Genomic DNA, 25,492 nt, shown 5'->3' with positions numbered 1-25,492 from the left:
TTTGATGCACCACCCACCGCTGCCCTTAACCCGCGATCTGGTTCTAATTGGCGGGGGCCACACCCATGCTTTGTTGCTGCGCAAGTGGGGCATGAACCCCCTGCCCGGCGCACGGGTGACGGTGATCAACCCCGGTCCCACGGCGCCATATTCGGGGATGCTGCCGGGCTTTGTCGCCGGGCACTACGCACGTCAGGACCTGAACATAGATCTGGTCAAACTAGCCCGCTTTGCCGGCGCGCGGATCATTCTGGGTGCGGTTTCAGGCATCGACCCAGACCGGCGCGAGGTTCATGTGCCAGACCGTCCCCCGGTGGCGTTTGATGTAGCATCGGTCAACGTGGGGATTACATCGGACATGCCAGCCCTGCCCGGCTTTGACCAGCATGCCGTTCCCGCCAAACCGCTGGGTCCGTTTGCTGCCAAATGGGCAGAGTACCTGGAAGGATCAGGTGATGCTACGGTCGCGGTGATTGGCAGTGGAGTCGCCGGGGCCGAGCTCATCATGGCTATGGCCTTTGCCTTGCGCACCAAGGGGCGCACCGCGCACCTGACCCTGATTGACAACGCACGTGCCCTGACGGCGACTCATCCCAAGTCCGCGCGGACCATTCGCAAAGCGATGGCTGATCTGGGCATTGAAGTGATCGAACAAGCATCTGTTTCGCACATCGCCAAGGATCACGTCGCATTGCAAGATGGCCGCCAAATCGCAGCCAGCTTTGTGACCGGTGCGGCCGGTGCAAAACCCTATGACTGGATCGCGAATACAGGGCTGGACCTTCAGGACGGCTTCATCCGCGTCGACGGGCGCCTGCAGTCCAGCGACCCTGCCATTTTTGCGGCAGGTGATTGCGCACATCTGACAGAAAACCCACGCCCCAAAGCCGGAGTTTACGCAGTGCGCGAGGCCCCCGTATTGTACCAAAACCTAAGGGCCGCCCTAGGGTCAGATGCCATGCGGCGGTATGAGCCGCAAAAGGATTACCTCAAGCTCATATCACTAGGCGGCAAGTCTGCATTGGGGGAGCGGCTGGGGACCTCGTTCAGCGGGCCGTTGATGTGGAAATGGAAAAACCACATCGATCAAAGCTTTATGGACAAGTTTCGCAACCTGCCGCAGATGAAGCCTCCGGCCTTGCCGCGCCATCACGCGGCCGGTTTGACTGAAGCCTTGGGCGACAATCCCATGTGCGGGGGCTGCGGTGCCAAGGTCGGGCGCGGTGCGTTGCAATCCGCGCTTGCCGATCTGCCCGCCCCTGTTCGTGCGGATGTGACACCACTGCCCGGCGATGATGCCGCCCTGTTGCAGACCGGAGGCGCGCGGCAGGTCATGACCTCGGACCATCTGCGCGGCTTCGTAGACGATCCCACTTTGATGACGCGCATTGCAGCGGTTCACGCCCTTGGGGACATCTGGGCCATGGGTGCCCGCCCGCAGGCCGCCACGGCGACGATCATCCTACCCCGCATGTCGCCAACCCTTCAGCGTCGCACCATGGCCGAGATCATGGCAACGGCCAGCGACGTCATCCGTGACGCCGGGGCCGAGATTGTCGGCGGCCACAGCTCGATGGGTGACGAGATGACGATCGGGTTCACCCTGACCGGTCTGTGCGACGCCGACCCGATCACACTGACCGGCGCCAGACTCGGGGATGCCCTGATCCTGACCAAACCGTTGGGCAGCGGCGTTCTGATGGCGGCAGAGATGGCGGGCGCAGCAAAAGGCGAATGGGTTGCGGCGGCCCTTGCACATATGGTGCAGCCACAAGGCAGGACTTCAGAAATATTGGCAGGCGCACATGCGATGACCGATGTAACGGGATTTGGTCTGGCTGGGCACCTACTGGGCATGACCGAGGCCTCGGGTTGCGGTGCTGCCTTGGATCTTGAGGCAGTTCCGGTAATGGATGGCGCGCGGGAACTGGCCGCGCAGGGCATCCGGTCAACCTTGTTCGAAGACAATCGAGCGATTACGCCCGAATTACCGACGGGCGGCAAAGCTGACCTGCTGTATGATCCTCAGACTGCCGGAGGCTTACTGGCCGCGGTACCAGCGGATCAAGGACAGATGATCTGCGAAGCTTTGCGCAAAGTTGGGTATCCTGCCGTAATCATTGGGCACATGACCGATGCACCGGGGCTTCGGGTTCAAACCTGATCCAGGATGGCTTCGATCTGCGCTGCTGTTGCAGACAAGCCAGCATGATCCAACGCCGACGCATGTATATTCGCGATAACGTCTGAACTGCGCACTCGGGCAGATTTGGCATATGCAGGATCATAGTGCTGCTCGATCAAGGCCTGAGTCAGTGCGCGTTTGTCACTAGCGTCAATCATGTCCAGCCAACCGTCCACCACGTCATGCCCGCGGTGAAACCGCAGCGGGGAAAGGCGGTCGCGCAGGCGGTCAGAGTCCGACAGAACGTCATCATAGGCGGATACCAAGTAGTCCGAACGCGCCTGAACGGAGGCTGTTATCTGGATGCGAGGGGCTTGACGCAAGGCCGCCCAAAGCGTCGGCGGCAGGATCAGAGACCCGATTTTGGACGACTCCGCCTCGACCACCACGGGGCGCGACATGTCCAGACGACATAGCATAGACGATAGGGCAGACTCGAACGCCTTTTGGCTGGGTTGTCCACCGGGCATATCACCCAGCAAGGACCCACGGTGGTTGGCCAGCCCCTCTAGATCCAGAACCTGAACGCCGCGAGCCGCAAGATGCACTAATAGTTCGGTCTTCGCCGTGCCGGTATATCCGTCCAGCGCAATCAGGTGATGCGGCAGCGGGTCATCATAGAGATACCGTTTCACCAACCGGCGATAGGTGCGATAGCCACCCTCGACCAATTCGGCCCGCCAGCCGATCTGTTGCAGCATCCAAGTGAACGAACCCGATCTTTGCCCGCCACGCCAGCAGTAAACTAACGGCCGCCATCCGCCCTCATGATGGGACAGGCTGTTCTCGATGTGATTGGCCGCATTCCGAAACACCAGCGCGGCCCCCAGTTTGCGCGCCAGAAAGGGGCTTTCCTGAACATAGATTGTGCCGACACGGGCGCGTTCTTCGTTGTCGAGAACAGGCAAGTTGATGGCGCCGGGAAGGTGGTCTTCGTCAAATTCCGCCGGGCTGCGCACGTCGATCACCGTGTCAAATTCATGCGCATATAGATCGGGCAAACTGTCGAATTTCAGAACCATGTCAGAGGTCTATCCCGCAAAGCCGTGAATGAAAAGACAGGGCTAAACTTCGATCGGTTCAATCAATTCCGGCCCGCTGGCGCGGTTCGAATTCACGGTCGGGCTGACGCGATGATAGCTGAGGACATCTACGTCCGCTGGCTGCATCAGACGCGCGGCCCCCTTTCCGGCCTCCCCCAGCCACAGCGGCCAGTCATCGGGTTCCAGAATCAAAGGCATGCGATGATGGATTGCGCTGAGGTGACGGTTGGCCGGCGTTGTGACGATGGCGCAGGTGCCCTGCCGCGCATCTTCAGGCCCCCAATCCTGCCAAACACCGGCAAAGGCAATCGGTGCGTTGTCCTGACGGAAGATGTACCATGGCAACCTGTCGCCTTGTTCCGTCTTGGTCCATTCATAGAACCCCGTCGCAGCGATCAGGCAGCGGCGTTCGCGGCATGCAGCGCGAAAGGCGGGCTTTTCGGCAAGCGTTTCCGCCCGCGCGTTGATCAACAGAGGTCCTGCGTTTTCGGCCTTGTACCAATGGGGCAAAAACCCCCAGCGTAGCGGATCAAGCGTGCGCCCGTTTTCGCCCGCGCGCACCACATGCACCTGATTGGTCGGGCAGACGTTGAAATTCGGCAGCGCTGGCAAAGTGTTAGCTGGGCGGGCCGAAAAAAGCTGCGCCATTGCATCGTTGGGAAGTGTTACGGCAAACCGTCCGCACATAGGCTTTGTCCCTTTTTCAGAAATTGTAGGTTAATGTCGCCCGCGCCGATACCGAGTGGAACACCATCAAGCCGTTTCTGACCATAAGACTGAAAAGGCCGCGTCAAACGCGGCCTTTTTGTGTGTTTATCGAAGCAAACTTACTTCTGCTTGATCCGCCCATCCAGATAGGGCGTGTAAGGCGCATTTTCGGCCAGGTATTCAGCCGTTACATCTGCCAGATCCGGCCCAAAGTCATAGGCGTTCTTGTCGTCACCCGAGAACATCTTGTAGCCATCACCGCCATTGCGGACGTAGTTGTTGGTGACCACCAGATAAGTCGCTGCCGGATCGATGGGAACAAACCCGTCTCCGTCGGCAACCATGACCTCGGCAATACGCCCTTCGTTCGGTGCGACAGCCGGGTCCCAGGTAAAGGTCAGGCCAGCAACCTGCGGAAAGCGGCCTTTAACCTCTTCAACCTGGCTGACGCCGTTCTCAAGCGCATCGATGACGCCCTGGCCGCTGATCTCAAAGGTCGACAGTGTGTTCTGGAACGGCAGCACGGTTAGCACTTCGCCCATGGTCACGTCGCCCGGATCGATTGAGGCCCGCAGACCACCCGAGTTCGCAATCGCAATCTTGACGCCCTGATCCGCAACCCGAGCCAGCATAGCGTCGGCTACAAGGTTGCCCATCTGGCACTCCTGAACGCGGCAAACAGCGCGGTCGCCTTCAATGGCATCGGCAGAGCTTGCAACCACCTTGTTGCGGATTTCATCCAAAGGTACCGCCAGTTCGGCAATACGATCCAGAGCGGCCTGATCCTCGGTAACGGTGTTGTCCATGATCAGCGGCTCACCAGCAGCCGAGACCACGTTGCCGTCATCGTCAAAGGTCACATTCAGCTCACCCAGGAATTTGCCATAAGCATAGGCCTGTACAATCTGAACGCCGTTGACCACGGTCGGATACGGGCCAGCGGCCTTGTCCGACGTGTTCGACAGATATGTGTTCGAGTGGCCACCTACGATCACGTCAACCCCGGTGGTTTCCTGCGCGACGCGCTGATCCACACCATAACCCGAGTGGCTGAGCACGATGATCTTGTTAACCCCTTCACCGGTCAGCTTGTCCACCTCGGCCTGAACCGCAGGCACCGGGTCCGAGAACGAGATATTCGGACCGGGCGAGGCAAGCTCATCAGTGTCGATAGGTGTCAGGCCGATCAGGCCGATCTTTTCGCCGCCAACTTCGATCACGGTCGATTTCTTGATCTTGTCGGTCAGCAACTCTTCGTCCGCGATATCCGCGTTGGACATCAGAACCGGGAAATCGACCGAGTCGATAAAGCCGCGCAGAACCTCGGGGCCGTCGTCGAATTCGTGGTTACCCACTGTCATCGCGTTGTAGCCCAGCTTGTTCATAAATTCGGCCGCGACCTTGCCTTTGTAATAGGTATAGAACAGCGATCCCTGGAACTGGTCTCCACCATCCACCAGAATCGAGTTTTCGGCACGGCCACGTGCTTCTTCGACCGCAGTGACCAGGCGTGCGGAACCACCGAAACACTTGCCTTCGGCGTTGTCTTCATCACCGCAACCGCTGTCGTACTTGTTGATCGGCTCAAAACGCGAGTGGAAATCGTTGGTGTGCAGAATCGTCAGCTTGTACTCGGCAAATGCCATGCCTGCGGTCAGGCTGAGCGCGGCGGCAGACGTCAAAAGACGGGTGAGCATAGTTTAACTCCCTATTGTTAATTGCGGAGATGTTGCGACGCGCAACGCCGAGAGTCAAAGGGGGAAATCCGGCTTGATTCTACCCGTAGGCCGGTGCATCACGACCGCATGCTGATTTACAAAATTATTCGGGCCGATGAATGGGCCACGTTACAGGCACAAGGCGCATCAGACGGGGCGCCGATCGATGTCTCTGACGGATATGTTCATTTCTCGACTGCCAAGCAGGCGGCAGAAACAGCCGCCAAACATTTTGCCGGGGTCGAAGGGCTGACCCTGCTGGCGTGTGACGCCGATGTGATGGGCGACGACCTGAAATGGGAGGTTTCGCGCGGTGGCGCGCTTTTCCCGCATCTTTATCGGCAGATCAAAATGACCGATGTTGTCTGGTCGCGCGCCCTGCCCTTTGATGGAACCGCTCACCAGTTTCCCATGGATATGGAATGACCAATTTTGTCGATCCGGACCGCGCCCAGTTTGAGGCTTTCAAGGATCTTGATCGGGACCACCCGATCGAGATGCTGAACTTGGTGAAGTTCCGCGACGCTGCTGAGTATCCCGCAGGGCACAAACTCGTGGATGCCGGGCTGACCGGCGCGCAGGCTTACGGCAAGTACGGCTCGGAAACCGCTCCGATCATTGCGCGCCTTGGCGCTTCGATCCTGTGGCGCGGCGTGTTTCAGACGACACTGATCGGCCCGCAAAACGAAAACTGGGACGCAGTTTTCATCGCTCGCTATCCCACAGCGCACGCGTTTCTGGAAATGGTGACGGACCCGGTTTACCAAATGGCCGTGGTGCACCGCCAAGCCGCCGTCGAAACCTCGCGCCTCATACGATGCGCCCCTACCGCTGGCGGAGAGGTATTCGGATGAAACTGACTGAAAAACTGGGGCTGGCAGCCCTGCACCGCATGGATCCTGAGACAGCTCACGGATTATCGATCAAGGCGCTAAAGGCCGGATTGGCCCCCGCGCCGGGTCCAGTGACCTCCAATCGGTTGCGCACCGCAGTGGCGGGATTGGACCTGCCAAATCCCGTTGGCCTGGCCGCAGGATTCGACAAGAATGGTGAGGTTCTTGCGCCTTTGTCCCGCGCAGGGTTCGGGTTTATCGAGGTCGGTGCCGTGACCCCGCGCCCGCAGCCCGGCAACCCGAAACCACGTCTGTTCCGCCTGACCCAGGACATGGCCGCCATCAACCGGTTCGGGTTCAACAACGAAGGCATGGACGTCATGGCCCGCCGTCTGGCTGACCGTCCAAAGGACGCGGTGATTGGCCTGAACCTGGGTGCCAACAAAGACAGCGACGACCGCCCGGGTGACTTCGCCAAGGTCCTGGCCCATTGCGCCGCGCATCTGGATTTTGCCACGGTCAACGTCTCATCCCCGAATACGGAAAAACTGCGTGATCTTCAGGGCAAGGCGGCCCTGAGTGCTTTGCTCAGCGGCGTGATTGAGACGCGCAACGCACTGCCCCGCCCCTTGCCAATCTTCCTGAAGATTGCTCCGGATCTGACCGAAGGCGAATTGCAAGACATCGCCGATGTGGCCCGCGAAACCGGCGTGGATGCGGTGATTGCCACCAACACAACCCTGTCACGCGATGGTCTGCGCAGTGCCCATAAGGGTGAAGCAGGCGGTCTGTCCGGCGCACCGTTATTCCAGAAATCGACCCGCGTTCTAGCACGTCTTAGCCAGTTGACCGACGGGCAAATCCCGTTGATTGGTGTTGGCGGGATCGGGACGGCAAAGCAGGCTTATGCCAAGATCTGCGCCGGGGCTTCGGCCGTGCAGTTCTATACGGCCATGGTCTATGGTGGCATTTCACTGGCCGCAGAAATTGCCGAAGGTCTGGATGACCTGCTGGCGCAAGACGGGTTCACATCCGTCGCACAGGCCGTTGGCAGCAAAAGAGAGGACTGGCTGTGATTGAATATTGGCATAACCCGCGCTGTTCAAAATCCCGCGCCGGTCTGGCGTTGCTGGAAGAAAAAGGCGCGGCTGTCGAAGTTCGCAAATATCTGGAGGATGCGCCGTCTGCTGATGAGCTGCGCGCGGTGTCGTCCCAATTGGGAATTCCGGCCATCGAGATGATGCGGACAGGCGAAAAGCGGTTCAAGGAACTGGGCCTTACGAGAACAACGCCCGATGATGACCTGATTCAGGCTATGGCGGAAAGCCCCATCCTGATCGAGCGTCCTCTGGCCATTGCCGGCGACAAGGCCGCGATTGGTCGTCCGCGCGAAAACCTGCTGTCGCTGCTTTAAGCGATCTGCGCTTCTAGTTTAGGGTAACGCCATCCCAGCGTGACCCCGCGCACGATGTTCAGGACCATCAGCGCGGCCCAAAGCCCATGGTTACCGAACGTCGGCACGAACAGGAACAGGGCCACCACATAGATCGCGACGGACTGGATCATCGCCTGCCGCATAGCGCGCGTCCACGTCGCCCCTATGTAAATGCCGTCGAACATCCAGCTGGCCACGCCGATCACCGGCGCAAGGGCCGCCCAGAGCAGGAACTCGCGCGCGGCAATCCGCACTTCGGGTGAGGTTGACATCAGATCGATCAGGGATGGTCCGGTTAGAAAAAACACAAAACCCAGGGCAAACGCACCCCCGACACCCCATTGCGACGCCATGATCGACGCGCGCCGGACCTGGGCGCGATCACGCGCACCGACCGCACTGCCCACCAGCGCCTCGGCAGAGAATGCGAAACCGTCCAAGGCAAAGGCCGTGATCTCAAGAAACTGCAGCAGTACCTGATTTGCCGCCAGATTGACGTCCCCCAGATCGGAACCAACAAACAAAAAAGTGGTAAACGCACCGGTCAAAAGCACCGAACGTACCATGATATCGCCGTTCACCTGCATCATTCTGCGCAGACGCGCGGGGTCAAATATCCTGGGCCAGTCGCGCCACTGATTTCCAGCGAAAGCATCGTGGCACAGCCAAAGGCCAAGCGCCAACCCGGTCCATTCGGCGATCAGCGTCGCGATGGCGACACCTTCGACGCCCCAGCCAAGGCCAAGAACAAACCAGAGATCCAGAACGATGTTCAGCCCGTTCATCCAGATCTGCAAAACGAACACACCCTTGGTGCGCTCTACCGCGATCAGCCAACCCGTCACCGCAAAAAGCGCAATCGTAGCCGGGGCACCCCAAATACGGATCTCCAGATAGGCGCGGGTCAGCGACTCAACCTCAGCACTGGCCGGCGACAGGGTGAACGCCCCCCAAAACAACCAGACTTGCGTCAGGATAAAGAACAGGCCCGCCGCGCCGCCCAGCAACAGCCCGCGCATCAGCAAGGCTCCGGTTTCCGCCGTGTCCCCTGCACCACGTGCCTGAGCCGCAAGACCAGTTGTCCCCATACGCAGGAACCCGAACACCCAGTAGATGGTGGCCAGAATAACGGCACCCATGCCGACCGCACCGATTGGGGCCGCCTGACCCAACTGCCCCACGACACCAGTATCCACCGCCCCCAGAATTGGCACCGTCGCATTGGACAATACGATCGGCGCTGCAATCCGGAGCACCCGCTTATGCGTAATAGGTGCCGAAGCGTCCTGCATAGCGTTCTATTTTCCGTCGGTAGTGGGCTGTGGCATCAGGAAATGCCCGGAAGCCTGTGCAAAGAGCTTCGCGTGATTGTCCTGCCAGGCCTCGACCCGGACAGAGGCATAGCGACGACCGGCCCGACTGATGAACGCGCGCGCATATGCATCACGCGGCAGGCCTGACCGCAGATAGTCGACGGTGAAATCGACGGTCTTTGGAAAACGTACTTTTTCGTAGTCGGCGATATCACTGGCATTCAGTTCCCCGCTTTCGATCTTGGGCAGCAAGAACTCCCAACTCAGCGTGATAACGGCCGTGACTTCTAGAAACGCCGCCGTGACGCCCCCATGCAACGCGGGTAGTAACGGATTACCGATCAGTTTCTGGTCGAAGTTCAAAACACCAGTCAGTTCATCACCGCGGCGATCAAAGCCGATTTCGAGGAACCGAATGTAGGGCACACCATCGACAATCGCGTTCAGCGCCGCATCCCGGCGTTGTTTTACGACCTGGACGGGTTCCGGGCGAGTACGCGCCATTACAGACCCTCCACCGTGAATGACCCTGCCGCTGTGGCCACCGGAAGGCCATCGTCTTCGTCCATCGCCGTCGCGCGCACAAAGGCGACATTCCGTGTGATGTGGTAGCATGTCGCCTGGGTCGTTATCGTCTGTCCCGGTGTTGCCGCCCGCATATAGTCGATCCTCAGGTCAATTGTCGCCGTACCCCCTGGGGCCGACGGATGGCTCATGACGGCGGCACCACAACAGGTATCCAATGCGGTAAAAACAGCGCCGCCATGAATCACCCCGGTGCGCGGATCGCCAACAAGCTCTTTGCTGTACGGCATTGTAATACCCGCTTCGCCATTTCCGATTGAGGTCAGCTTCAGACCCAACGCCCTTGCATGCGGGATCGCCTCGATGAACTGGCGCGCAATTGCGGCTTTGTCGACCATGTACTTGAATCCGTTCTTTTGGTTTATCCCTTTATGAGCCCGTGTCCGCCAAAAGAGCAAGCCCGCCGGTTGCGCTTGCCGCTGACAGAACATAGGCTGCGCCAGAGGAGATCAGGAATGTCCGACAACCGTTTGTCATTCAAAGAGATGTGCGCCGAGTACGATGTGACTCCACGTACCCTGCGCTACTATGAGTACATCGAATTGCTGCAACCCGATCGGGAAGGCAGATCGCGATATTATGGTCCGCGGGAATGCGCACGCATGACTTTGATCCTGCGCGGCCGCAAATATGGGTTTTCGCTGGAAGATATCCGGCAGTGGCTGCTGATCTATGAAAACGAAGGCAACGAGATCCAAATGCGTGCATTTGTCGACGTCGCGGATAAGCAGATCGTCGAACTGAACCAGCAAAAACAGCAATTGGACGAGGCAATTGATGCCCTGACCGAGATGCGCGACCAGACTGCCAAATCGCTCGAGTGATTCCGTTGGCGCACCATCGCACACTCAAAAAATGAAGCGACTCTCGCACACTTCGGCCATGCCTTAAGGTGTGTTGGGTCGCTCTGCGGGAATTGGCACCCACAAATTCCGTTACGTTAATTCCGAAAAAGTCGGAAATCCGCGACTTGACGCGCGCGGAAGTTACGTAAACTTCTGTTGTGACGCAGCGTTCACATTACGTGAACGTCATCTACATGTTGTAACGTGCGCATCGACTGCGCAACTGACTTTCATTGACGCCAGTGACGAGAGTGCTGAAACCATGACCGAAGATCTGATGACCATCCGAGAAATGTGCGAGACATATGATGTCACGCCCCGCACGTTGCGGTTTTACGAGGCCAAAGAGCTTTTGTTTCCGATCCGCGAAGGTCAAAAACGGCTGTTCACCAAAAGTGATCGTGCCCGCCTGAAACTCATCCTGCGCGGCAAGCGCTTTGGGTTCAGCCTTGAAGAAATACGCCAGCTTCTGGACCTTTACCATGTCGGCGACCAACAGATGACTCAGATATCACGCACCTATGAAATTGCGTGCGAGCGCCTGGAAGATATGGAAGCGCGCCGTGAGGAACTGACCCAGGCGATCGACGATCTGAAAGAACAGTTGCGCTGGGGCGAGAAAGTCATCGCCTCGGTCAAACAAGACAAAAAGGCTGCCGAGTAACCCCCTCGCCTGCCTACCACCCGGACATATGAATTAAAGGGAGCTTCACATGCCCGTCTACAACGCGCCAACCAAAGATACGCAGTTCATTCTGCACGACGTACTGAAAATCTCGGACTCCGACGTTCCGGGGTACAACGAGCTTGAAGCCGAATTCACAGGCGCCGTTCTGGAAGAAGCAGGCAAAGTGGCCACCAATGTTCTGCACCCGCTGAACGTGGTTGGGGACACCGAAGGATGCCGGTTGGAAAACGGTATCGTATACACGCCGACCGGGTTCAAAGACGCCTTTGAGCAGATGAAAGAAGGTGGCTGGACTGGGCTCGACATGCCGGAAGAGTATGGCGGCCAGAACATGCCATACGTCCTGGGCACCGCCGTTGGTGAGATGTTCTCGGCTGCGAACCAGGCATTCGTGATGTATCAGGGCCTGACGCACGGCGCGGCGTCAGCGATCCTGGCGCACGGAACCGACGAACAGAAAGACAAATACCTGCCCAATATGGTCAGCTGCGAATGGACCGGCACCATGAACCTGACGGAACCGCATTGCGGCACCGATCTGGGCCTGATGCGCACCAAAGCAGAACCGCAGAGCGATGGCAGCTATAAGATATCGGGCCAAAAGATATTTATCTCGTCCGGCGATCACGACATGGCTGACAACATCATCCACCTGGTGTTGGCCAAGATCCCCGGCGGCCCCGAAGGCATCAAGGGCGTCTCCCTGTTCATCGTGCCCAAGTTCATCGTCAATGAAGATGGTACGCCGGGCGAGCGTAACGGTGTCTCGGTCGGCAAGATCGAAGAGAAGATGGGTATCCACGGCAACTCGACCTGCGTCATGAACTATGACGAAGCCACCGGCTGGCTGCTGGGCGAAGAGCACAAAGGCATGCGTGCCATGTTCACCATGATGAACGAAGCGCGTCTGGGTGTGGGCATGCAAGGCCTGTCTCAGGCAGAGGCCGCGTACCAGAATGCCGTCGAATACGCCAAAGACCGCCTGCAGGGTCGTGATGTAACTGGTGTAAAGAACCCGGACGGCCCCGCCGATCCGCTGATCGTGCACCCGGACATCCGCCGCAACCTGATGGATCAGAAAAGCTTCACCGAAGGTGCGCGTGCGTTCATCCTGTGGGGCGCGACCATGATCGACAAGGCGCATCGGTCTGACGACAAAGATGCGGACGGTCTGATCTCGCTGCTGACACCGGTCATCAAAGGCTTTTTGACCGATCAGGGCTATGACATGACCGTTCAGGCACAGCAGGTCTTTGGCGGTCATGGCTACATCGAAGAATGGGGCATGTCGCAATACACCCGCGACGCACGCATCGCGATGATCTACGAAGGCGCCAACGGCGTTCAGGCGTTGGACCTTGTCGGTCGTAAGCTGGCGCAAGACGGCGGCAAGCACGTCATGGCGTTCTTCGACATGGTCAAGACATTCTGCAAAGACAGCGCTGGTAAAGACGAAGCCTATGACAAGGCCTTCATCGAACCGCTGAAGGCTGCGTCCAAAGACCTGCAGGCCGCTGGCATGTACTTCATGCAGGAAGGCATGAAGAACCCCAACAATGCTCTGTCCGGTTCTTATGACTTCATGCACATGTTTGGACATGTTTGCCTGGGCTTGATGTGGGCGCAGATGGCCAAAGCCGCGCAAGATGCGCTGGATGGCGGCGCGTCGGACAAAGAGTTCTACGAGACCAAGATCAACACCGGCCGTTTCTACATGGCGCGCCGCCTGCCTGCTACAGGCATGCATCTGGCACGCATCCAGACGGGCGCGGACACGGTCATGGCTCTGGACGCGGCGAACTTCTGATCTCAGTCTGGGTCCGGGCGATATTGCCCGGACCCAGCTTACCGGAGGAACCACATGCCAAAGCGTTTTCGACTAACCCGCCGCTTTCCCGTCGCAATGACCGAAGACGGGTATCGCAAGCTCAAGGCGTTCGCGCGTGATGCTGGGTTGGATGAAGGAGAGGCGCTGTCGTTTCTGTTCGAGAATTTCAACAGCGTGATCAACGAGGACAACCTGACCCATCGCCTGCGTATCTTCAATTCCGAGTTGGATGACCGCAAGCGTTAAACACTACAGCCACCTTCACTCAGGTGGGCGTGTTTTCAGCAAGACAATGCCATTTGGCGCTTAGCCAAGCGGATTGTCTTTCTCGAAATACGCGAATTTCGACTTCGCACCGTACGCCTTGGGAGGGGCGATCGCATGACAATCGAACTTCATTGCTTCGGAGAAAGCGGAAACAGCTACAAGGCCGCCTTGGCCCTGGAAATGTCCGGGCTGGACTGGGAGCCGGTTTTTGTAGACTTCTTCAAAGGCGTGACACGTACTCCCGAATACCGCGCCGAAGTCAATGAAATGGGCGAAGCACCCGTGCTGGTCGATGGCGATTTCCGGACCAGCCAATCCGGTGCCATTCAGGCCTATGTGACCGAGAAATCCGGCAAGTTCGGCGGCAAGAACCGAGATGAGAACTACGACGTTCTGCGCTGGGTGCTGTGGGACAATCACAAGCTTAGCTCAATGGCTGGCTTGACCCGTTTCCTGATCAACTTTCTGCCGGAACAGCACCGAAATCCTGATGTCATTGCCTTCAATCAAGGTCGCCTCAAAGCGGCTTATGACGTTCTGAATACTCATCTTGAAGGCCGCAATTGGATTGTTGGTGATGACGTCACGAATGCCGATCTCAGCTGCTGCAGCTATCTGTATTACCCTGAACCATTCGGCTTTGACCGCGCCGACTGGCCGCATATCGACGCCTGGCTGACCCGCTTGTCGGAACAGCCAGGCTGGAAACACCCCTATGACCTGATGCCCGGCAAACCGTCGGATCGAGCTTAAGGAGAGACCCCATGACCGAAGCTTATATTTATGACGCCCTGCGCACCCCGCGCGGCAAGGGCCGCAAGGATGGCAGCCTGCACGAGGTAACCTCGGTACGCCTGTCCGCCCTGACCCTGAATGCGATGAAAGAGCGCAACAATCTGGAAGGCCACGCCGTTGAGGACGTGATCTGGGGAAATGTCACGCAGGTGATGGAACAAGGCGGCTGTCTGGCACGTTCGGCTGTTCTGGCCTCGGACCTGGACCAGTCGATCCCCGGCCTGGCGATCAACCGTTTCTGTGCATCCGGCATGGAAGCTGTGAACCTGGCGGCAAACCAGGTCAAGGGCGGCGCTGGCCAAGCGTACATCGCAGGTGGCGTGGAAATGATGGGACGCGTGGCCATGGGCAGCGACGGCGCAGCGATTGCCGTTGATCCCTCGCTGGCGATGGACACCTATTTCGTGCCACAGGGAATCTCGGCCGATATCATCGCGACCGAATATGGCTTTAGCCGTGATGACGCAGACGCGTTGGCGATGGAATCGCAACGCCGAGCCGCGGAAGCATGGGCAGACAACCGCTTTGAGAAATCGGTTATCACCATCAAAGATCAGAACGGCCTGACCATTCTGGACCGCGACGAATACATGCGCCCCGGCACTGACATGCAAAGCCTTGGCGGCCTGAACCCGGCCTTCCAGATGATGGGCGAACAGATGCCCGGCTTTGATAAGGTGGCGATGCTGAAATACCCGCATCTGGAAAAGATCAACCACATCCACCACGCGGGCAACAGCTCGGGCATCGTGGATGGTGCGGCGGCGGTTCTCATCGGCAACAAGGAATTCGGCGAGAAATACGGCCTCAAGCCGCGTGCCCGCATCAAAGCGACGGCCAAGATTGGCACCGACCCGACCATCATGCTGACTGGCCCAGTACCGGTGACCGAGAAGATTCTGGCCGACAACGGAATGAAAATCAGCGATCTGGACCTGTTCGAAGTGAACGAGGCTTTTGCCTCAGTCGTTCTGCGTTTCCAGCAGGCGTTTGATGTCGACCCCGGTTTGGTCAACGTCAACGGCGGTTCGATCGCCATGGGCCACCCGCTGGGCGCAACCGGTGCGATGATCATTGGCACTCTGCTGGATGAGCTTGAGCGTCAGGACAAGGAAACCGGTCTGGCCACGCTCTGCATTGCATCCGGCATGGGTGCAGCGACGATCATCGAGCGCGTCTGATGCCCAAGCTGGATCTCTCTCAGATCTCGTTCAAGGGTGGCTCGGCCTATCCCGGCAAACTGGCCGAGGCGACCGCGGGTCGTTTCGTTCAGCGCGTCGGTGATGCAGGCGGGCTGTCCCAATACGGGGTCAACATCGTGCGGCTCGAGCCGCAAGGCATGTCCTCGCTGCGCCATTACCACATGGAGCAGGACGAATTTGCCATCATGCTCAGCGGCACCTGCGTGCTGATCGACGACGATGGCGAGCATGAGATGCAGCCCGGCGATTGCGCCGCTTGGCCCGCAGGTGAGGCCAACGGCCACCACCTTGTGAACAAAACCGATGCGCCTGCGACCTTTCTGGTGGTGGGCACACGGACCCCGACCGAGACCGGCTATTACAGCGACATAGACATGATGGTGAAGGATGATGAGAACGGATTCGCCTTCACCCGCAAAGATGGCAGCCCGCTGACGGCTGACCAGATTGGAGATGACAATGACTGATTTCACTCTGAGCAAAGACGCCGACGGCGTCGCCACAATCACCTGGGATGTGCCCGGGAAAACCATGAACGTGATGTCCTTTGACGGGCTGGCGCAACTGAGCGATTGCATTGATCAGGCGCTGGCGGATGAAGATGTCAAAGGCATCGTAATCACGTCTGGCAAGGAAGGGTCATTTGCTGGGGGCATGGACCTGAACCTGTTGGCAGTGATGAAGGAACAGGCGGGCGACAACCCGGCAAAAGGCTTGTTCGAAGGCACGATGCAGATGCACGCCCTGCTGCGGAAGATCGAGATGGCGGGCATGGACCCCAAGACTAAGAAAGGCGGCAAGCCGATTGCCACCGTTCTGCCTGGCACCGCTGCCGGCATTGGTATGGAACTGCCGCTGTCCACGCACCGCATCTTTGCGGCCGAGAACCCCAAAGCAAAATACGGCTTGCCCGAGATCATGGTCGGCATCTTCCCCGGCGCAGGCGGCACCACGCGGATGGTCCGCAAGGTTGGCGCGATTGCGGCGGCACCGCTGTTGCTGGAAGGCAAGATGCTGGACGTCAAGAAAGCCAAAGGCGCGGGTTATGTTGATGAGATCGCAGCCGACCCAATGGCCGCAGCCAAGGAATGGGTGCTAAGCGCCAAGGACGCGGACATCGTCAAGCCCTGGGATGCGAAGGGCTATAAGATGCCCGGCGGTGCCCCCTACCACCCTGCCGGTTTCATGAACTTTGTCGGCGCGTCGGCGATGGTGAACGGCAAAACTCAAGGCGCCTTCCCTGCGGCCAAGGCTCTGCTGAGCGCCGTCTACGAGGGTGCTCTGGTCGATTTCGACACCGCGCTGAAGATTGAAGCGCGCTGGTTTACGTCTGTTCTGATGAACCCGTCCTCGGGTGCAATGATCCGTTCGCTGTTCCTGAACAAGGAAGCGCTGGAAAAAGGTGCCGTTCGCCCCGCGGGCGTACCCGATCAGCGGGTCAAGAAGATCGGTGTTCTGGGCGCAGGCATGATGGGTGCCGGTATCGCGCTCGTCTCAGCTCAGGCCGGTATGGAAGTGGTTCTGATCGACCGTGACCAAGAGGCAGCGGATAAAGGCAAGGCCTACACCGAGAGCTACCTGGACAAAGGTATGAAGCGCGGCAAGGTTACCGCTGAAAAGAAAGAGGCCATGCTGGGTCGCATCACTGCGACGCCGGATCTGGACAACCTCAAGGGCTGCGACCTGATCATCGAAGCCGTGTTTGAAGACGTCGGCGTAAAGGCCGAGATGACCAAGAAGGTCGAGGCGATCATCCCTGAGGATTGCATCTTTGCCTCGAACACCTCGACCCTGCCGATCTCGGATCTGGCCAAGGCGAGCGTGCGCCCGGATCAGTTCATCGGGATTCACTTCTTCTCACCGGTCGAGAAGATGTTCCTGGTCGAGATCATCAAGGGCAAGGAAACCGGTGATCGCGCGGTGGCCAAGGCGTTGGACTATGTTCGCCAAATCCGCAAGACGCCGATCGTGGTCAACGATGCGCGCTTCTTTTACGCCAACCGCTGCATCATCCCTTACATCAACGAAGGTTTGCGCATGATCACCGAGGGCGTCAACCCTGTGCTGATTGACAACGCTGCGCGTCAGTTGGGCTTCCCCGTTGGGCCGATCCAGCTGAACGATGAAACCTCGATTGATCTGGGCGCCAAGATTGCTCGCGCCACGAAAGCCGCGATGGGCGATGCCTATCCGGAAAACCCGGGCGATGATCTGATCTTCTGGATGGAAGAACAGGGCCGACTGGGCCGCAAGGCAAACGCGGGCTTCTTCGATTATAACGAAAAAGGCAAACGCACCGAGTACTGGAAGGGGCTGCAGGAGAAATACCCACATGCCGAGGACCAGCCTGACCTGATCGAAGTGCAAGAACGTCTGATGTTCGCGCAGGTTCTTGAAGCGGTCCGCGCGTTGGAAGAAGGCGTACTGGAAGACATCCGCGAGGGCGACGTGGGTGCGATCCTTGGCTGGGGCTTTGCACCATGGTCGGGTGGTCCGCTCAGCTGGCTGGACATCATCGGCACGCCCTACGCCGCCGAGCGTTGCGACCAGTTGACGGCACAGTATGGCGAACGCTTCGCCTGCCCGCCGCTGCTGCGTGAGATGGCTGAGAAAGGCCAGAGCTTCTATGGTCGCTTTGACCCCGAAGCAAAAGCTGCCTAAAAAAATAGACGCTGGTGCGGGTTACCGCGCCAGCGCCATTCTTTAATCAATAGCTTTAAAAAAAAATTAGAATATCGGAGCAGGCCGCCCCGGTCTCCCAGGACGTCGCGCGCCCATAACAGGTCGCACCGGAAATATCGGGTTCTGCATGATCGGCGCCGGTAGCGCGCCCAGTGGGTTTGCAAGCACTGCTATATCCCTGCTATGCGCGAATCTGTCGATCAGATCTTCGGTCCGCTCAGCATCAACCACCTTGTAAGAGGCGTTCGCGGGCCGGCTGTTCGACCCAAAGCGGCCCGCAGGACAAAAGGCGCGCAGTCCGCCCTCAATGTAGATCACTTCGTCTTGCTCAAAAAATAAAGAACAAACCTCAAACAGCAACGATGGCGCGCTGGACGAAAGCCGGAACGTACCGCTGAGAACCCGCGCAGGGACCACGGGCATGCTGATCGGCAGCGTGATCGGACCCCGGTTCAGTTTGGTATTATCCAACGCCACGCCCTGCTCTGGCATCAACCAGACCGGATCGCCGTTATACAAAGTGTTTGACGGCACACGGACCGGCAGGTTTTCCGCTTTGGTCTCACTGGCAGGGATTGCGATGCAATCGGTCGCAACCCGAGAGACTGCCCTGAACCCGTTGTCCATCGTTCGGATCAGATCGCCTGCTTGCAGTCCTTCAACAGGCTGCCAACCGCGATCCGTCGCAATCTTAGTTCCGTGGACAAAACCACCCCGACGCGCGTTCAGCGAAACCGCAGGATTGTCCTGCACTTTATGGTTCGGAACGGCCTCATAACTCAAAACACTCTGTACTTTTAACACGTGTCGCACCCACTTCTGACACAAAACAACTACTCATAACGACTAGCACAACTTAAACATGGCCGACTTTGTTTAGACACATTGCTGCCCAATTTGCGTTCTTAAAGCCGTGAAAAACAACAATTCTTTGAACAACACTGCGCAATTGGGAAATATTGGCAGGTTTTTGGAAACTATAATGACCGCCAGCGCTCATCCGTGCGGCCGAATCTGTCGGGGCCCGTCGATTGAAATCGCCCGGGTCATGTTACTCCCATCGGTATCAGGTCTGAATGATCCCCGCTTGCCCACTCAAAACAATAGGCTGGCCTCAGGATACGGCTAAACCGGTTCTGGCCGGGCAGCCTCGCGCCCTGCACGCCATCCCAACAGGGCACCAGCGATTGCGATCAAGCCAATCCCAGCAATCTGCATCGGCCCGATTGCCTGCCCGAAGGCCGCAAAAGCAAAGAGCGGACCAAAGATCATGACCGAGTACTCAAAGACCGCGACATAGGACGGCTCGCCAACCTGATAGGCCTTGATCAACATGAAGACGGCAATCGTGGAACCAACCGCCTGTATTGCGATCCACAGCAATGCGGGCTGCATCTGCCAGACCCACCCCCGGGCGGCGAACCCGTCGGGGCCATCCGGCGCGGCCACCGGAATCAGCTCGAGAACCAGAAGACCGATCCCCCCGGCCGCCCCCAGCGTGATGATCATCGCGGCCAACAGAGCGACAGTGCTTTCTTCCGAACAGTGGCTGCGCGTGATAACGGCACTCAACGCGTAGAAAAGGCCCCCAGCGACCGGCAACAGGCTACGGGTATCGAAATCGTAGGGGTCAAGCTGCAGCACGCACAGGATCCCTGCAAACCCCAGCAAAACCGCAACGATACGCCAAGGACCAATCCTTTGTTTCATTGCCAGGGCCGAGATCAACAGGACAAAGATCGGCGACGTGAACAACCCGGCCAGCGCCTGCGCAATCGGCATGACCGCAAGCGACGCGAAATAGAACAACATGGCTAGTGTGATCAGTACGCTGCGCAGAATCACCGGGCCAAATCGTTTCGGGCGCATACTGCCCAGCCCCAATAGCGACAGACCAAGGATCAGCGGCAACATCAGCAACGCGCGGCTCAGGTGGAATTGCCACAGGCCAACCGTTTCTGCCAACAGGATCACCACGTTGTCTATCACCCCGATGATGGCCATCGCGCTGATCATCAGCACTGATGCCAATATGGGTGACGTCTGAGTGTCCGCCTGCATCATTCACCTCGGCATAACAGTGGAGCACGACAGGCAGATCCTTCGCGCGCCGTTGTATCCAGCACATTTACTGCAGACGGCGCAACTGGTTTGCGCCCTTTGAATTTACCATGTTAAGCTGGGGCAAAATAGTAACGAGCAAACTTCACCTTGATGACGGCTCTGAAACAGTACGAACGGATCGAAGCCACCGGTCTGTGGCGCCCCTCGCCCGACGTGCAGCGGCGCGAGGTTGTGGTGTCGATTGGCGAAGCAACGCTGACGATTTCTGATTTCAACGATCGGGCATTAACCCATTGGTCATTGGCTGCGCTGGAACGACAGAACCCAGGACTTTATCCCGCAATCTTCAACCCGGACGGGGACCCCGACGAAACGCTGGAGCTGGTGGAAACCGAGACCACGATGATCGCGGCGATCGACCGTTTGCAAAAGGCAATTGATCGGTCGCGCCCGCATCCCGGACGGTTGCGCTGGCTTAGTGTTGCGGGTGTGGTTGCTGCAGTTGCCGCGCTATTGCTGCTTTGGGTTCCGGCCGCGCTGCAAAACCACGTCGTTTCTGTTGTCCCCGAGATCAAGCGATACGATATCGGAGATGCGATCCTGCACCGGATTGAACGGGTTTCGGGTGTTTCGTGCACCTCAGAGGATGCACAGGCTGCGTTGGACCAACTGGCAGCCCGAACCGGAGTGCGAGAGGTCGTTATTCTGCCCGCCGGGGTGCAAACAAGCCTCGGTCTGCCTGGTGGGATCATTCTGTTGAACCGCTCATTGGTTGAAGATCACGAGGACCCATCCATCGCCGCCGGTTACATCATCGCCGAACGCGCGCGGGCTGCCGCACAGGATCCCTTGGACGAGGTACTGAACCGAACCAGTCCAACCACGGCATTCCGCCTGCTGACAACCGGAGAGCTGACGCCCGAGATCGTTGACGCCTATACCGAACAGGTCTTGTCAGAACCGCGCCCAACTTTGTCCGATCAAGCTTTGCTAGAGGTTTTTGCCCAGGCGGCGCTGCCTTCAACGCCATATGCCTATGCTGTGGATGTCACGGGGGAAGACACTCTCGGCCTGATCGAGGCCGACCCGATGGCCGGGCGCCCGCTGCCGCAAGTGCTGCCGGACCGCGATTGGGTCCGGCTGCAGAATATCTGTGGCGAGTAGGCCGGTTACTTGGTGCCGAACATCCGGTCGCCGGCATCGCCCAACCCAGGCATGATATACCCTTTTGAGTTCAACTCGCGATCCAGCGACGCCGTGACGATGTTCACGTCAGGATGCGCCTCTTTCATGCGGGCGACGCCTTCGGGCGCGGCCAGCAGGCAGAGGAAACGGATATCGGTCGCCCCGGCTTCTTTCAGTAAATCAATCGCCGCAGCCGAGCTGTTGCCGGTTGCCAGCATCGGATCAACCGCGATGACCAGACGATCCTTCAGACCTTCAGGCGCTTTGAAGTAATACTGAACCGGTTTCAGCGTTTCTTCGTCGCGATACAACCCGACAAACCCGACACGGGCCGAGGGGACCAGTTCCAGCACCCCGTCCAGCATCCCATTTCCCGCCCGCAGGATCGACACCAAGGCCAGCTTTTTACCGGCCAGAATGGGGGCGTCCATTTCCTCCATTGGGGTTTCGATGTGGCGGGTGGTCAGCTTCAGCTCACGCGTGACCTCATAGGCCAGCAGCAGGGTGATTTCGCGCAGCAGCTGTCGGAAAACAGCGGTCGAGGTGCCCTTGTCCCGCATGAGCGTCAGTTTGTGCTGCACCAGCGGGTGGTCAACGACGGTCAGGTGTTCGCTCATGTTCTCTCCAGTCTTTTCTTGACCCGTTCGCGGGTGTCATCATCGCAGAAGGCCGCATTCAGGGCTGTGTCGTTCAGGGCCGCAAAATCCTCGGCTTCCCAGCCAAAGGCCTGATGCAGCATCTCATATTCGCGCCGCATGGTGGTATGGAAAAACGGCGGGTCGTCGGTGGAAACTGTGACGTTCACGCCCTGATCGCGCAACCGGGCAATAGGATGTGCCGCAAAATCGGGAAACAGGCCCAGAACCACGTTGGAACCGGGGCAGACTTCAAGCGTGACTTCGCGGTCGACAAGTTCCCGGATCAGATCGTCGTCCTCGGTCGCCTGCACGCCGTGGCCGACCCGTTCGACACCGAGGTCCCGTACAGCATCGCGTACGCTTTCGGGGCCGCCGAACTCTCCGGCATGGGTGGTCAGGCGCAGCCCAGCTTCGCGGGCGCATTCAAAGGCCCATTTGTAATCGCCCTGCGTCCCGACGCCCTCATTGCCGCCCATTCCGAACCCGGTGATCCAGTCACCGGCGGTTTCTGCTGCGCAATAGGCGCTTTGTTTCGCCTGTTCGGGTCCGAAATGCCGGACGCACGTGACAACGCCGCGCAGGGTGATATCGAACTTGCGCTCGGCCTCGTCTGCCGCATCCTGAATGGCGTTCAGATAGTCACGCCAGGCGTGCACATCCCCGCCGCCGCAGAAATCAGGGCTGAGGAAGGTTTCCGAATAGACCACCCCATTCGCAGCACTTTCCTCCAGAATGGCCAAAGTCAGACGACGGAAATCCTCGGGTGATTTAAGCACCTCGCAGGCGGCCTCGTAGACACTGAGAAAGTGGGCGAAGTCGCGGAAGTCATAACTTCCGTCTGATTTAAAAATACCGCTCAGGTCTATGCGCTTTTCATGTGCAAGCTGACGGATGAATTCAGGTGGCGCTGCCCCTTCATGATGCAGGTGCAACTCGATTTTGGGTAGGTCTGCGACGGTCATAGAAAACTCTTCCCCGGCCCTTGTGCCGGAATGTTCAGATAGTGTGCGATACTTGCGGCGACATCGGCAAAATCGACGGCCCCGATTTGGCCCGTGCCTTGCCCCGCGATCAGAACGGGCACCTGTTCGCGCGTGTGGTCGGTGCCGATCCAACAGGGATCATTGCCGTGATCGGCGGTCAAAAGCATAAGATCGCCTGGGCGCAGCTTGTTCAGGATCATGCCGATTTCGCGGTCGAACCATTCTAGCGCGCGGGCATAGCCGCTGATATCGCGGCGGTGGCCATAGAGGCTGTCGAACTCAACAAAATTTGCAAAGGTCAGGCTGCCTTCTTCGGCCTGATCGACCAAATCGGACAAGTTGCCCATCAACTCGGCATCCGACCCTTTTCGTAGCGTGTCGATCCCCTGCATCGAGAAGATGTCACCGATCTTGCCCACCGCATGGACGCGGCGTCCTGCATCCTGCACCCAATTGGTCAAAACCGGCGCCGGCGGCAGGATGGCAAAATCCTTTCGGTTGGTGGTGCGGGTAAAGCCCTGATCGGGTGAGCCTGTGAAAGGTCGCGCGATGACCCGACCCACTTTCATCTCATGCAACCGCGGGGCAAGCGCCTTGCACATGTCCAGCAGGCGGCCGAGGCCAAAGCTCTCCTCATGTGCCGCGATCTGGAAAACGCTGTCAGCGGAGGTGTAGCAGATCGGCCGACCCGTCCGCATATGCTCGGCCCCTAGTTCGGCGATAATGGTCGTGCCCGAGGCGTGACAATCACCCAGAATACCGTCTGTTCCAGCCGCCTGGGCCGCAGCCCGGCTTAAGTCGGCGGGGAAGGTTGGCGTGGTATCCTGGAAATAATGCCAATCCCACGGCACAGGCAGACCGGCCAGCTCCCAGTGGCCCGAAGGCGTATCCTTGCCCAGTGAATGCTCTCTCGCGCACCCCCAGCGCCCAGACGGATCGACCTCTAACCCCGGCGTTTCAGCTTCTGATGCCAACCGCGTTGCGGCCCCCAGTCCAAGCGCATCCAAGTTTGGCAGGTACAGTAGGCCTGAGCGCCCGTCTTCAGCCCGCCCTTCGGCGCAGGCCTGTGAAATATGGGCCAGGGTGTTTGCACCCGTGTCCGACACATCGCCATTAAAGAACCGATCAGCATCCGGCGCGCCGCCGATGCCAACCGAGTCCATCACCACAAGAAACGCGCGGGTCACGGCGTAATCCTTTCGTGGACAAGAGTGGGCTCTGCCGGGGCATCGGCACCTATCGTGATCGCGCTGAGAACGCTCTGGGCGGCCCGCCGCGCGGCATCTTCCCGCGAAGCGTGGATTACCGCCAAAGGCGCGCCCTTCTCGACTTTGTCGCCCAGCCGGACGATGTCAGACAGACCCACGGCCGGGTTGATTACGTCGTCTTCAACCTGCCGTCCGCCGCCCAGTGCAACAACTGTCAGGCCCAGCGCCTCACCGTTAATCGCAGTGATGTGCCCGTTGGTCGGTGCCGGAACTTCAAGGATCACGCTGGCCTCTGGCAAGTACCGGGACCAGTTTTTAACAAACTGCAGCGGCGCGCCTACGGCTGCCATCATACGCCCAAAGCGTTCCGCCGCGCGACCGTCGCGGATGACATCCGTGATCTTGTCGCGCCCTTCTTCGGCGGTTGCGAACATCCCGGCATCCGCCAGCAGAACCCCGCCCAACTCGGCCGAGATTTCGGCCAGCGGGGCATAGGGGTCTTGCGTCATGACCTTCATCACCTCGGCCACTTCCAACGCATTGCCCAGCGCAGGCGCCAAAGGTTGGTGCATATCGGTGATGACCGCCGAGGTCCGGCAACCTGCGGCATTCGCAGTTTCCGACAGCGCCTTTGCCAGTTTACGCGCATCCTCCAGCGTCTTCATAAACGCACCGCTGCCTACCTTGACGTCCAGCACCAAAGCCTCGGGGCTGGCGGCCAGTTTCTTGGACAGGATCGACGCTGTGATCAGGTCCAGGCTTTCAACGGTCGCCGTCACATCACGGATCGCATAAAGGCGTTTGTCCGCAGGGGCGATCTGCCCCGTGGCCCCGACAATGGCCGCGCCTGTATCCCGCAAAATCTGCGTCAGACGGTCCTGACCGATCTGGGTGCTGACACCGGGAATGGCCTCAAGCTTGTCCAGGGTACCGCCAGTATGACCCAGCCCCCGCCCCGAGATCATGGGGACATATGCCCCCATCTCAGCCAGTGCAGGGGCGAGCACGAGGCTTACGCTGTCTCCCACCCCACCGGTCGAGTGTTTGTCAATTACCGGGCCATCGAAATCCCAGCTGAGCACATCACCGCTGTCGCGCATTGCGATCGTCAGATCGGCGCGCCCTTTGGTGCCCAATCCGCCCATGCAGACGGCCATGGCGAAAGCGCCCGCTTGAGCGTCGCTGACTCCGCCATCGGCCAATCCTTGCGCGAACCAGTTCAGCTCATCTCCGGCCGGCACCTCATTCCGGCGCAATTTTGCAATGATCGAACGGGCGTCCATGAGG

General features: G+C 58.9%; 26 protein-coding genes. 14 read left to right on the top strand and 12 right to left on the bottom strand.

Annotated elements, in window-relative coordinates:
- Nucleotides 1–4: 4 nt before the first annotated feature.
- Nucleotides 5–2,164, top strand: a complete 2,160-nt coding sequence (gene selD / locus RUA4292_RS00445) for a selenide, water dikinase SelD (RefSeq protein ID WP_058275822.1) — start codon at nucleotides 5–7, stop codon at nucleotides 2,162–2,164.
- Here the strand turns inward: selD and mnmH are convergent.
- From mnmH to RUA4292_RS00430, 3 genes are all read right to left on the bottom strand, one after another.
- The gene (gene mnmH / locus RUA4292_RS00440) at nucleotides 2,155–3,207 is read right to left on the bottom strand and encodes a tRNA 2-selenouridine(34) synthase MnmH (protein ID WP_058275821.1); all 1,053 of its coding nucleotides are present in this window, start codon (nucleotides 3,205–3,207) and stop codon (nucleotides 2,155–2,157) included. The genes selD and mnmH overlap by 10 nt on opposite strands.
- 42 nt (nucleotides 3,208–3,249) lie before the next feature.
- A complete protein-coding gene (locus tag RUA4292_RS00435; RefSeq protein ID WP_058275820.1) occupies nucleotides 3,250–3,915 on the bottom strand; it encodes an SOS response-associated peptidase in 666 nt (221 codons plus the stop codon).
- A 140-nt stretch (nucleotides 3,916–4,055) separates the two neighbouring features.
- A complete protein-coding gene (locus tag RUA4292_RS00430) occupies nucleotides 4,056–5,633 on the bottom strand; it encodes a bifunctional metallophosphatase/5'-nucleotidase (protein ID WP_058275819.1) in 1,578 nt (525 codons plus the stop codon).
- Between the two features lie 108 nt (nucleotides 5,634–5,741).
- Between RUA4292_RS00430 and RUA4292_RS00425 the strand changes: the two genes are divergently transcribed.
- The 4 genes from RUA4292_RS00425 to arsC are packed head-to-tail and all read left to right on the top strand — an operon-like array spanning nucleotide 5,742 to nucleotide 7,901.
- Nucleotides 5,742–6,080, top strand: a complete 339-nt coding sequence (locus RUA4292_RS00425; RefSeq protein ID WP_058275818.1) for a DUF952 domain-containing protein — start codon at nucleotides 5,742–5,744, stop codon at nucleotides 6,078–6,080.
- Nucleotides 6,077–6,508 (top strand): DUF1330 domain-containing protein, encoded by a 432-nt coding sequence (locus tag RUA4292_RS00420; RefSeq protein WP_058275817.1) that lies wholly within the window; start codon nucleotides 6,077–6,079, stop codon nucleotides 6,506–6,508. The genes RUA4292_RS00425 and RUA4292_RS00420 overlap by 4 nt, the downstream gene beginning before the upstream one ends.
- A complete protein-coding gene (locus RUA4292_RS00415; RefSeq protein ID WP_058275816.1) occupies nucleotides 6,505–7,563 on the top strand; it encodes a quinone-dependent dihydroorotate dehydrogenase in 1,059 nt (352 codons plus the stop codon). The genes RUA4292_RS00420 and RUA4292_RS00415 overlap by 4 nt, the downstream gene beginning before the upstream one ends.
- The gene (gene arsC, locus RUA4292_RS00410) at nucleotides 7,560–7,901 is read left to right on the top strand and encodes an arsenate reductase (glutaredoxin) (RefSeq protein WP_058275815.1); all 342 of its coding nucleotides are present in this window, start codon (nucleotides 7,560–7,562) and stop codon (nucleotides 7,899–7,901) included. The genes RUA4292_RS00415 and arsC overlap by 4 nt, the downstream gene beginning before the upstream one ends.
- On the opposite strand, the gene RUA4292_RS00405 is transcribed toward arsC, so the two are convergent.
- Genes RUA4292_RS00405 through RUA4292_RS00395 form a run of 3 tightly spaced genes read right to left on the bottom strand, consistent with a single transcriptional unit; the run spans nucleotide 7,898 to nucleotide 10,158 of the window.
- Nucleotides 7,898–9,214, bottom strand: a complete 1,317-nt coding sequence (locus RUA4292_RS00405) for an MATE family efflux transporter (RefSeq protein ID WP_058275814.1) — start codon at nucleotides 9,212–9,214, stop codon at nucleotides 7,898–7,900. The genes arsC and RUA4292_RS00405 overlap by 4 nt on opposite strands.
- Nucleotides 9,215–9,220: 6 nt before the next feature.
- Nucleotides 9,221–9,739, bottom strand: coding sequence for a PaaI family thioesterase (locus RUA4292_RS00400; protein ID WP_058275813.1), 519 nt, complete (start codon nucleotides 9,737–9,739; stop codon nucleotides 9,221–9,223).
- Entirely contained in the window at nucleotides 9,739–10,158 is a 420-nt protein-coding gene (locus RUA4292_RS00395) for a PaaI family thioesterase (RefSeq protein WP_058275906.1), read from the bottom strand. Before RUA4292_RS00395 ends, RUA4292_RS00400 begins: the two co-directional genes overlap by 1 nt.
- A gap of 117 nt (nucleotides 10,159–10,275) precedes the next feature.
- Between RUA4292_RS00395 and RUA4292_RS00390 the strand changes: the two genes are divergently transcribed.
- The 8 genes from RUA4292_RS00390 (at nucleotide 10,276) to RUA4292_RS00355 (ending at nucleotide 18,106) form a co-directional block, all read left to right on the top strand.
- A complete protein-coding gene (locus tag RUA4292_RS00390; RefSeq protein ID WP_058275812.1) occupies nucleotides 10,276–10,644 on the top strand; it encodes a MerR family transcriptional regulator in 369 nt (122 codons plus the stop codon).
- Between the two features lie 283 nt (nucleotides 10,645–10,927).
- On the top strand, nucleotides 10,928–11,329 hold the full coding sequence (locus RUA4292_RS00385) for a MerR family transcriptional regulator (protein ID WP_058274210.1): 402 nt from the start codon (nucleotides 10,928–10,930) through the stop codon (nucleotides 11,327–11,329).
- A 49-nt stretch (nucleotides 11,330–11,378) separates the two neighbouring features.
- The gene (locus RUA4292_RS00380) at nucleotides 11,379–13,160 is read left to right on the top strand and encodes an acyl-CoA dehydrogenase C-terminal domain-containing protein (protein ID WP_058275811.1); all 1,782 of its coding nucleotides are present in this window, start codon (nucleotides 11,379–11,381) and stop codon (nucleotides 13,158–13,160) included.
- A gap of 54 nt (nucleotides 13,161–13,214) precedes the next feature.
- Nucleotides 13,215–13,427 carry a hypothetical protein gene (locus RUA4292_RS00375; protein ID WP_058274212.1) on the top strand — a complete coding sequence of 71 codons (213 nt, stop codon included), beginning with the start codon at nucleotides 13,215–13,217 and terminating at the stop codon, nucleotides 13,425–13,427.
- 135 nt (nucleotides 13,428–13,562) lie between these two features.
- On the top strand, nucleotides 13,563–14,201 hold the full coding sequence (locus RUA4292_RS00370) for a glutathione S-transferase family protein (protein ID WP_058275810.1): 639 nt from the start codon (nucleotides 13,563–13,565) through the stop codon (nucleotides 14,199–14,201).
- Nucleotides 14,202–14,212: 11 nt separating this feature from the next.
- Entirely contained in the window at nucleotides 14,213–15,424 is a 1,212-nt protein-coding gene (locus tag RUA4292_RS00365; protein WP_058275809.1) for an acetyl-CoA C-acetyltransferase, read from the top strand.
- Nucleotides 15,424–15,912: a cupin domain-containing protein gene (locus RUA4292_RS00360; protein WP_058275808.1), complete on the top strand. Its 489-nt coding sequence runs from the start codon at nucleotides 15,424–15,426 to the stop codon at nucleotides 15,910–15,912. The genes RUA4292_RS00365 and RUA4292_RS00360 overlap by 1 nt, the downstream gene beginning before the upstream one ends.
- Nucleotides 15,905–18,106: a 3-hydroxyacyl-CoA dehydrogenase NAD-binding domain-containing protein gene (locus RUA4292_RS00355; RefSeq protein ID WP_058275807.1), complete on the top strand. Its 2,202-nt coding sequence runs from the start codon at nucleotides 15,905–15,907 to the stop codon at nucleotides 18,104–18,106. The genes RUA4292_RS00360 and RUA4292_RS00355 overlap by 8 nt, the downstream gene beginning before the upstream one ends.
- A gap of 66 nt (nucleotides 18,107–18,172) precedes the next feature.
- Here the strand turns inward: RUA4292_RS00355 and RUA4292_RS00350 are convergent, their stop codons facing one another.
- Both RUA4292_RS00350 and RUA4292_RS00345 read right to left on the bottom strand, forming a co-directional pair.
- Nucleotides 18,173–18,931: a Hint domain-containing protein gene (locus tag RUA4292_RS00350; RefSeq protein ID WP_233493292.1), complete on the bottom strand. Its 759-nt coding sequence runs from the start codon at nucleotides 18,929–18,931 to the stop codon at nucleotides 18,173–18,175.
- A 321-nt stretch (nucleotides 18,932–19,252) separates the two neighbouring features.
- Nucleotides 19,253–20,188, bottom strand: a complete 936-nt coding sequence (locus RUA4292_RS00345) for a DMT family transporter (protein WP_058275905.1) — start codon at nucleotides 20,186–20,188, stop codon at nucleotides 19,253–19,255.
- A gap of 153 nt (nucleotides 20,189–20,341) precedes the next feature.
- On the opposite strand from RUA4292_RS00345, the gene RUA4292_RS00340 reads away from it, so the two are divergent.
- Nucleotides 20,342–21,355 carry a hypothetical protein gene (locus RUA4292_RS00340; protein WP_058275805.1) on the top strand — a complete coding sequence of 338 codons (1,014 nt, stop codon included), beginning with the start codon at nucleotides 20,342–20,344 and terminating at the stop codon, nucleotides 21,353–21,355.
- Nucleotides 21,356–21,360: 5 nt separating this feature from the next.
- Here RUA4292_RS00340 and upp read toward each other — a convergent pair whose 3' ends face one another.
- The 4 genes from upp to RUA4292_RS00320 are packed head-to-tail and all read right to left on the bottom strand — an operon-like array spanning nucleotide 21,361 to nucleotide 25,488.
- Complete coding sequence (upp, locus tag RUA4292_RS00335; RefSeq protein WP_058274218.1) at nucleotides 21,361–21,993, bottom strand: uracil phosphoribosyltransferase; 633 nt, start codon at nucleotides 21,991–21,993, stop codon at nucleotides 21,361–21,363.
- Complete coding sequence (locus tag RUA4292_RS00330) at nucleotides 21,990–22,976, bottom strand: adenosine deaminase (RefSeq protein WP_058275804.1); 987 nt, start codon at nucleotides 22,974–22,976, stop codon at nucleotides 21,990–21,992. The genes upp and RUA4292_RS00330 overlap by 4 nt, the downstream gene beginning before the upstream one ends.
- Entirely contained in the window at nucleotides 22,973–24,184 is a 1,212-nt protein-coding gene (locus RUA4292_RS00325) for a phosphopentomutase (RefSeq protein ID WP_058275803.1), read from the bottom strand. Before RUA4292_RS00325 ends, RUA4292_RS00330 begins: the two co-directional genes overlap by 4 nt.
- Entirely contained in the window at nucleotides 24,181–25,488 is a 1,308-nt protein-coding gene (locus RUA4292_RS00320) for a thymidine phosphorylase (RefSeq protein WP_058275802.1), read from the bottom strand. The genes RUA4292_RS00325 and RUA4292_RS00320 overlap by 4 nt, the downstream gene beginning before the upstream one ends.
- Nucleotides 25,489–25,492: the final 4 nt, after the last annotated feature.

The organism is Ruegeria atlantica (assembly GCF_001458195.1).
Classification (GTDB): domain Bacteria; phylum Pseudomonadota; class Alphaproteobacteria; order Rhodobacterales; family Rhodobacteraceae; genus Ruegeria; species Ruegeria atlantica.
Note: the sequence above shows the minus strand (reverse complement) of the source record. Positions and strands in the feature narration are given on the sequence as shown.

Bases quoted from the DNA above. Each gene is read 5' to 3' on its own strand.
- selD (WP_058275822.1), top strand. From the start codon at position 5: ATGCACCACCCACCGCTGCCCTTAACCCGCGATCTGGTTCTAATTGGC.
- mnmH (WP_058275821.1), bottom strand. From the start codon at position 3,207: ATGGTTCTGAAATTCGACAGTTTGCCCGATCTATATGCGCATGAATTT.
- RUA4292_RS00435 (WP_058275820.1), bottom strand. From the start codon at position 3,915: ATGTGCGGACGGTTTGCCGTAACACTTCCCAACGATGCAATGGCGCAG.
- RUA4292_RS00430 (WP_058275819.1), bottom strand. From the start codon at position 5,633: ATGCTCACCCGTCTTTTGACGTCTGCCGCCGCGCTCAGCCTGACCGCA.
- RUA4292_RS00425 (WP_058275818.1), top strand. From the start codon at position 5,742: ATGCTGATTTACAAAATTATTCGGGCCGATGAATGGGCCACGTTACAG.
- RUA4292_RS00420 (WP_058275817.1), top strand. From the start codon at position 6,077: ATGACCAATTTTGTCGATCCGGACCGCGCCCAGTTTGAGGCTTTCAAG.
- RUA4292_RS00415 (WP_058275816.1), top strand. From the start codon at position 6,505: ATGAAACTGACTGAAAAACTGGGGCTGGCAGCCCTGCACCGCATGGAT.
- RUA4292_RS00405 (WP_058275814.1), bottom strand. From the start codon at position 9,214: ATGCAGGACGCTTCGGCACCTATTACGCATAAGCGGGTGCTCCGGATT.
- RUA4292_RS00400 (WP_058275813.1), bottom strand. From the start codon at position 9,739: ATGGCGCGTACTCGCCCGGAACCCGTCCAGGTCGTAAAACAACGCCGG.
- RUA4292_RS00395 (WP_058275906.1), bottom strand. From the start codon at position 10,158: ATGGTCGACAAAGCCGCAATTGCGCGCCAGTTCATCGAGGCGATCCCG.
- RUA4292_RS00390 (WP_058275812.1), top strand. From the start codon at position 10,276: ATGTCCGACAACCGTTTGTCATTCAAAGAGATGTGCGCCGAGTACGAT.
- RUA4292_RS00385 (WP_058274210.1), top strand. From the start codon at position 10,928: ATGACCGAAGATCTGATGACCATCCGAGAAATGTGCGAGACATATGAT.
- RUA4292_RS00380 (WP_058275811.1), top strand. From the start codon at position 11,379: ATGCCCGTCTACAACGCGCCAACCAAAGATACGCAGTTCATTCTGCAC.
- RUA4292_RS00375 (WP_058274212.1), top strand. From the start codon at position 13,215: ATGCCAAAGCGTTTTCGACTAACCCGCCGCTTTCCCGTCGCAATGACC.
- RUA4292_RS00370 (WP_058275810.1), top strand. From the start codon at position 13,563: ATGACAATCGAACTTCATTGCTTCGGAGAAAGCGGAAACAGCTACAAG.
- RUA4292_RS00365 (WP_058275809.1), top strand. From the start codon at position 14,213: ATGACCGAAGCTTATATTTATGACGCCCTGCGCACCCCGCGCGGCAAG.
- RUA4292_RS00360 (WP_058275808.1), top strand. From the start codon at position 15,424: ATGCCCAAGCTGGATCTCTCTCAGATCTCGTTCAAGGGTGGCTCGGCC.
- RUA4292_RS00355 (WP_058275807.1), top strand. From the start codon at position 15,905: ATGACTGATTTCACTCTGAGCAAAGACGCCGACGGCGTCGCCACAATC.
- RUA4292_RS00345 (WP_058275905.1), bottom strand. From the start codon at position 20,188: ATGCAGGCGGACACTCAGACGTCACCCATATTGGCATCAGTGCTGATG.
- RUA4292_RS00340 (WP_058275805.1), top strand. From the start codon at position 20,342: ATGACGGCTCTGAAACAGTACGAACGGATCGAAGCCACCGGTCTGTGG.
- upp (WP_058274218.1), bottom strand. From the start codon at position 21,993: ATGAGCGAACACCTGACCGTCGTTGACCACCCGCTGGTGCAGCACAAA.
- RUA4292_RS00330 (WP_058275804.1), bottom strand. From the start codon at position 22,976: ATGACCGTCGCAGACCTACCCAAAATCGAGTTGCACCTGCATCATGAA.
- RUA4292_RS00320 (WP_058275802.1), bottom strand. From the start codon at position 25,488: ATGGACGCCCGTTCGATCATTGCAAAATTGCGCCGGAATGAGGTGCCG.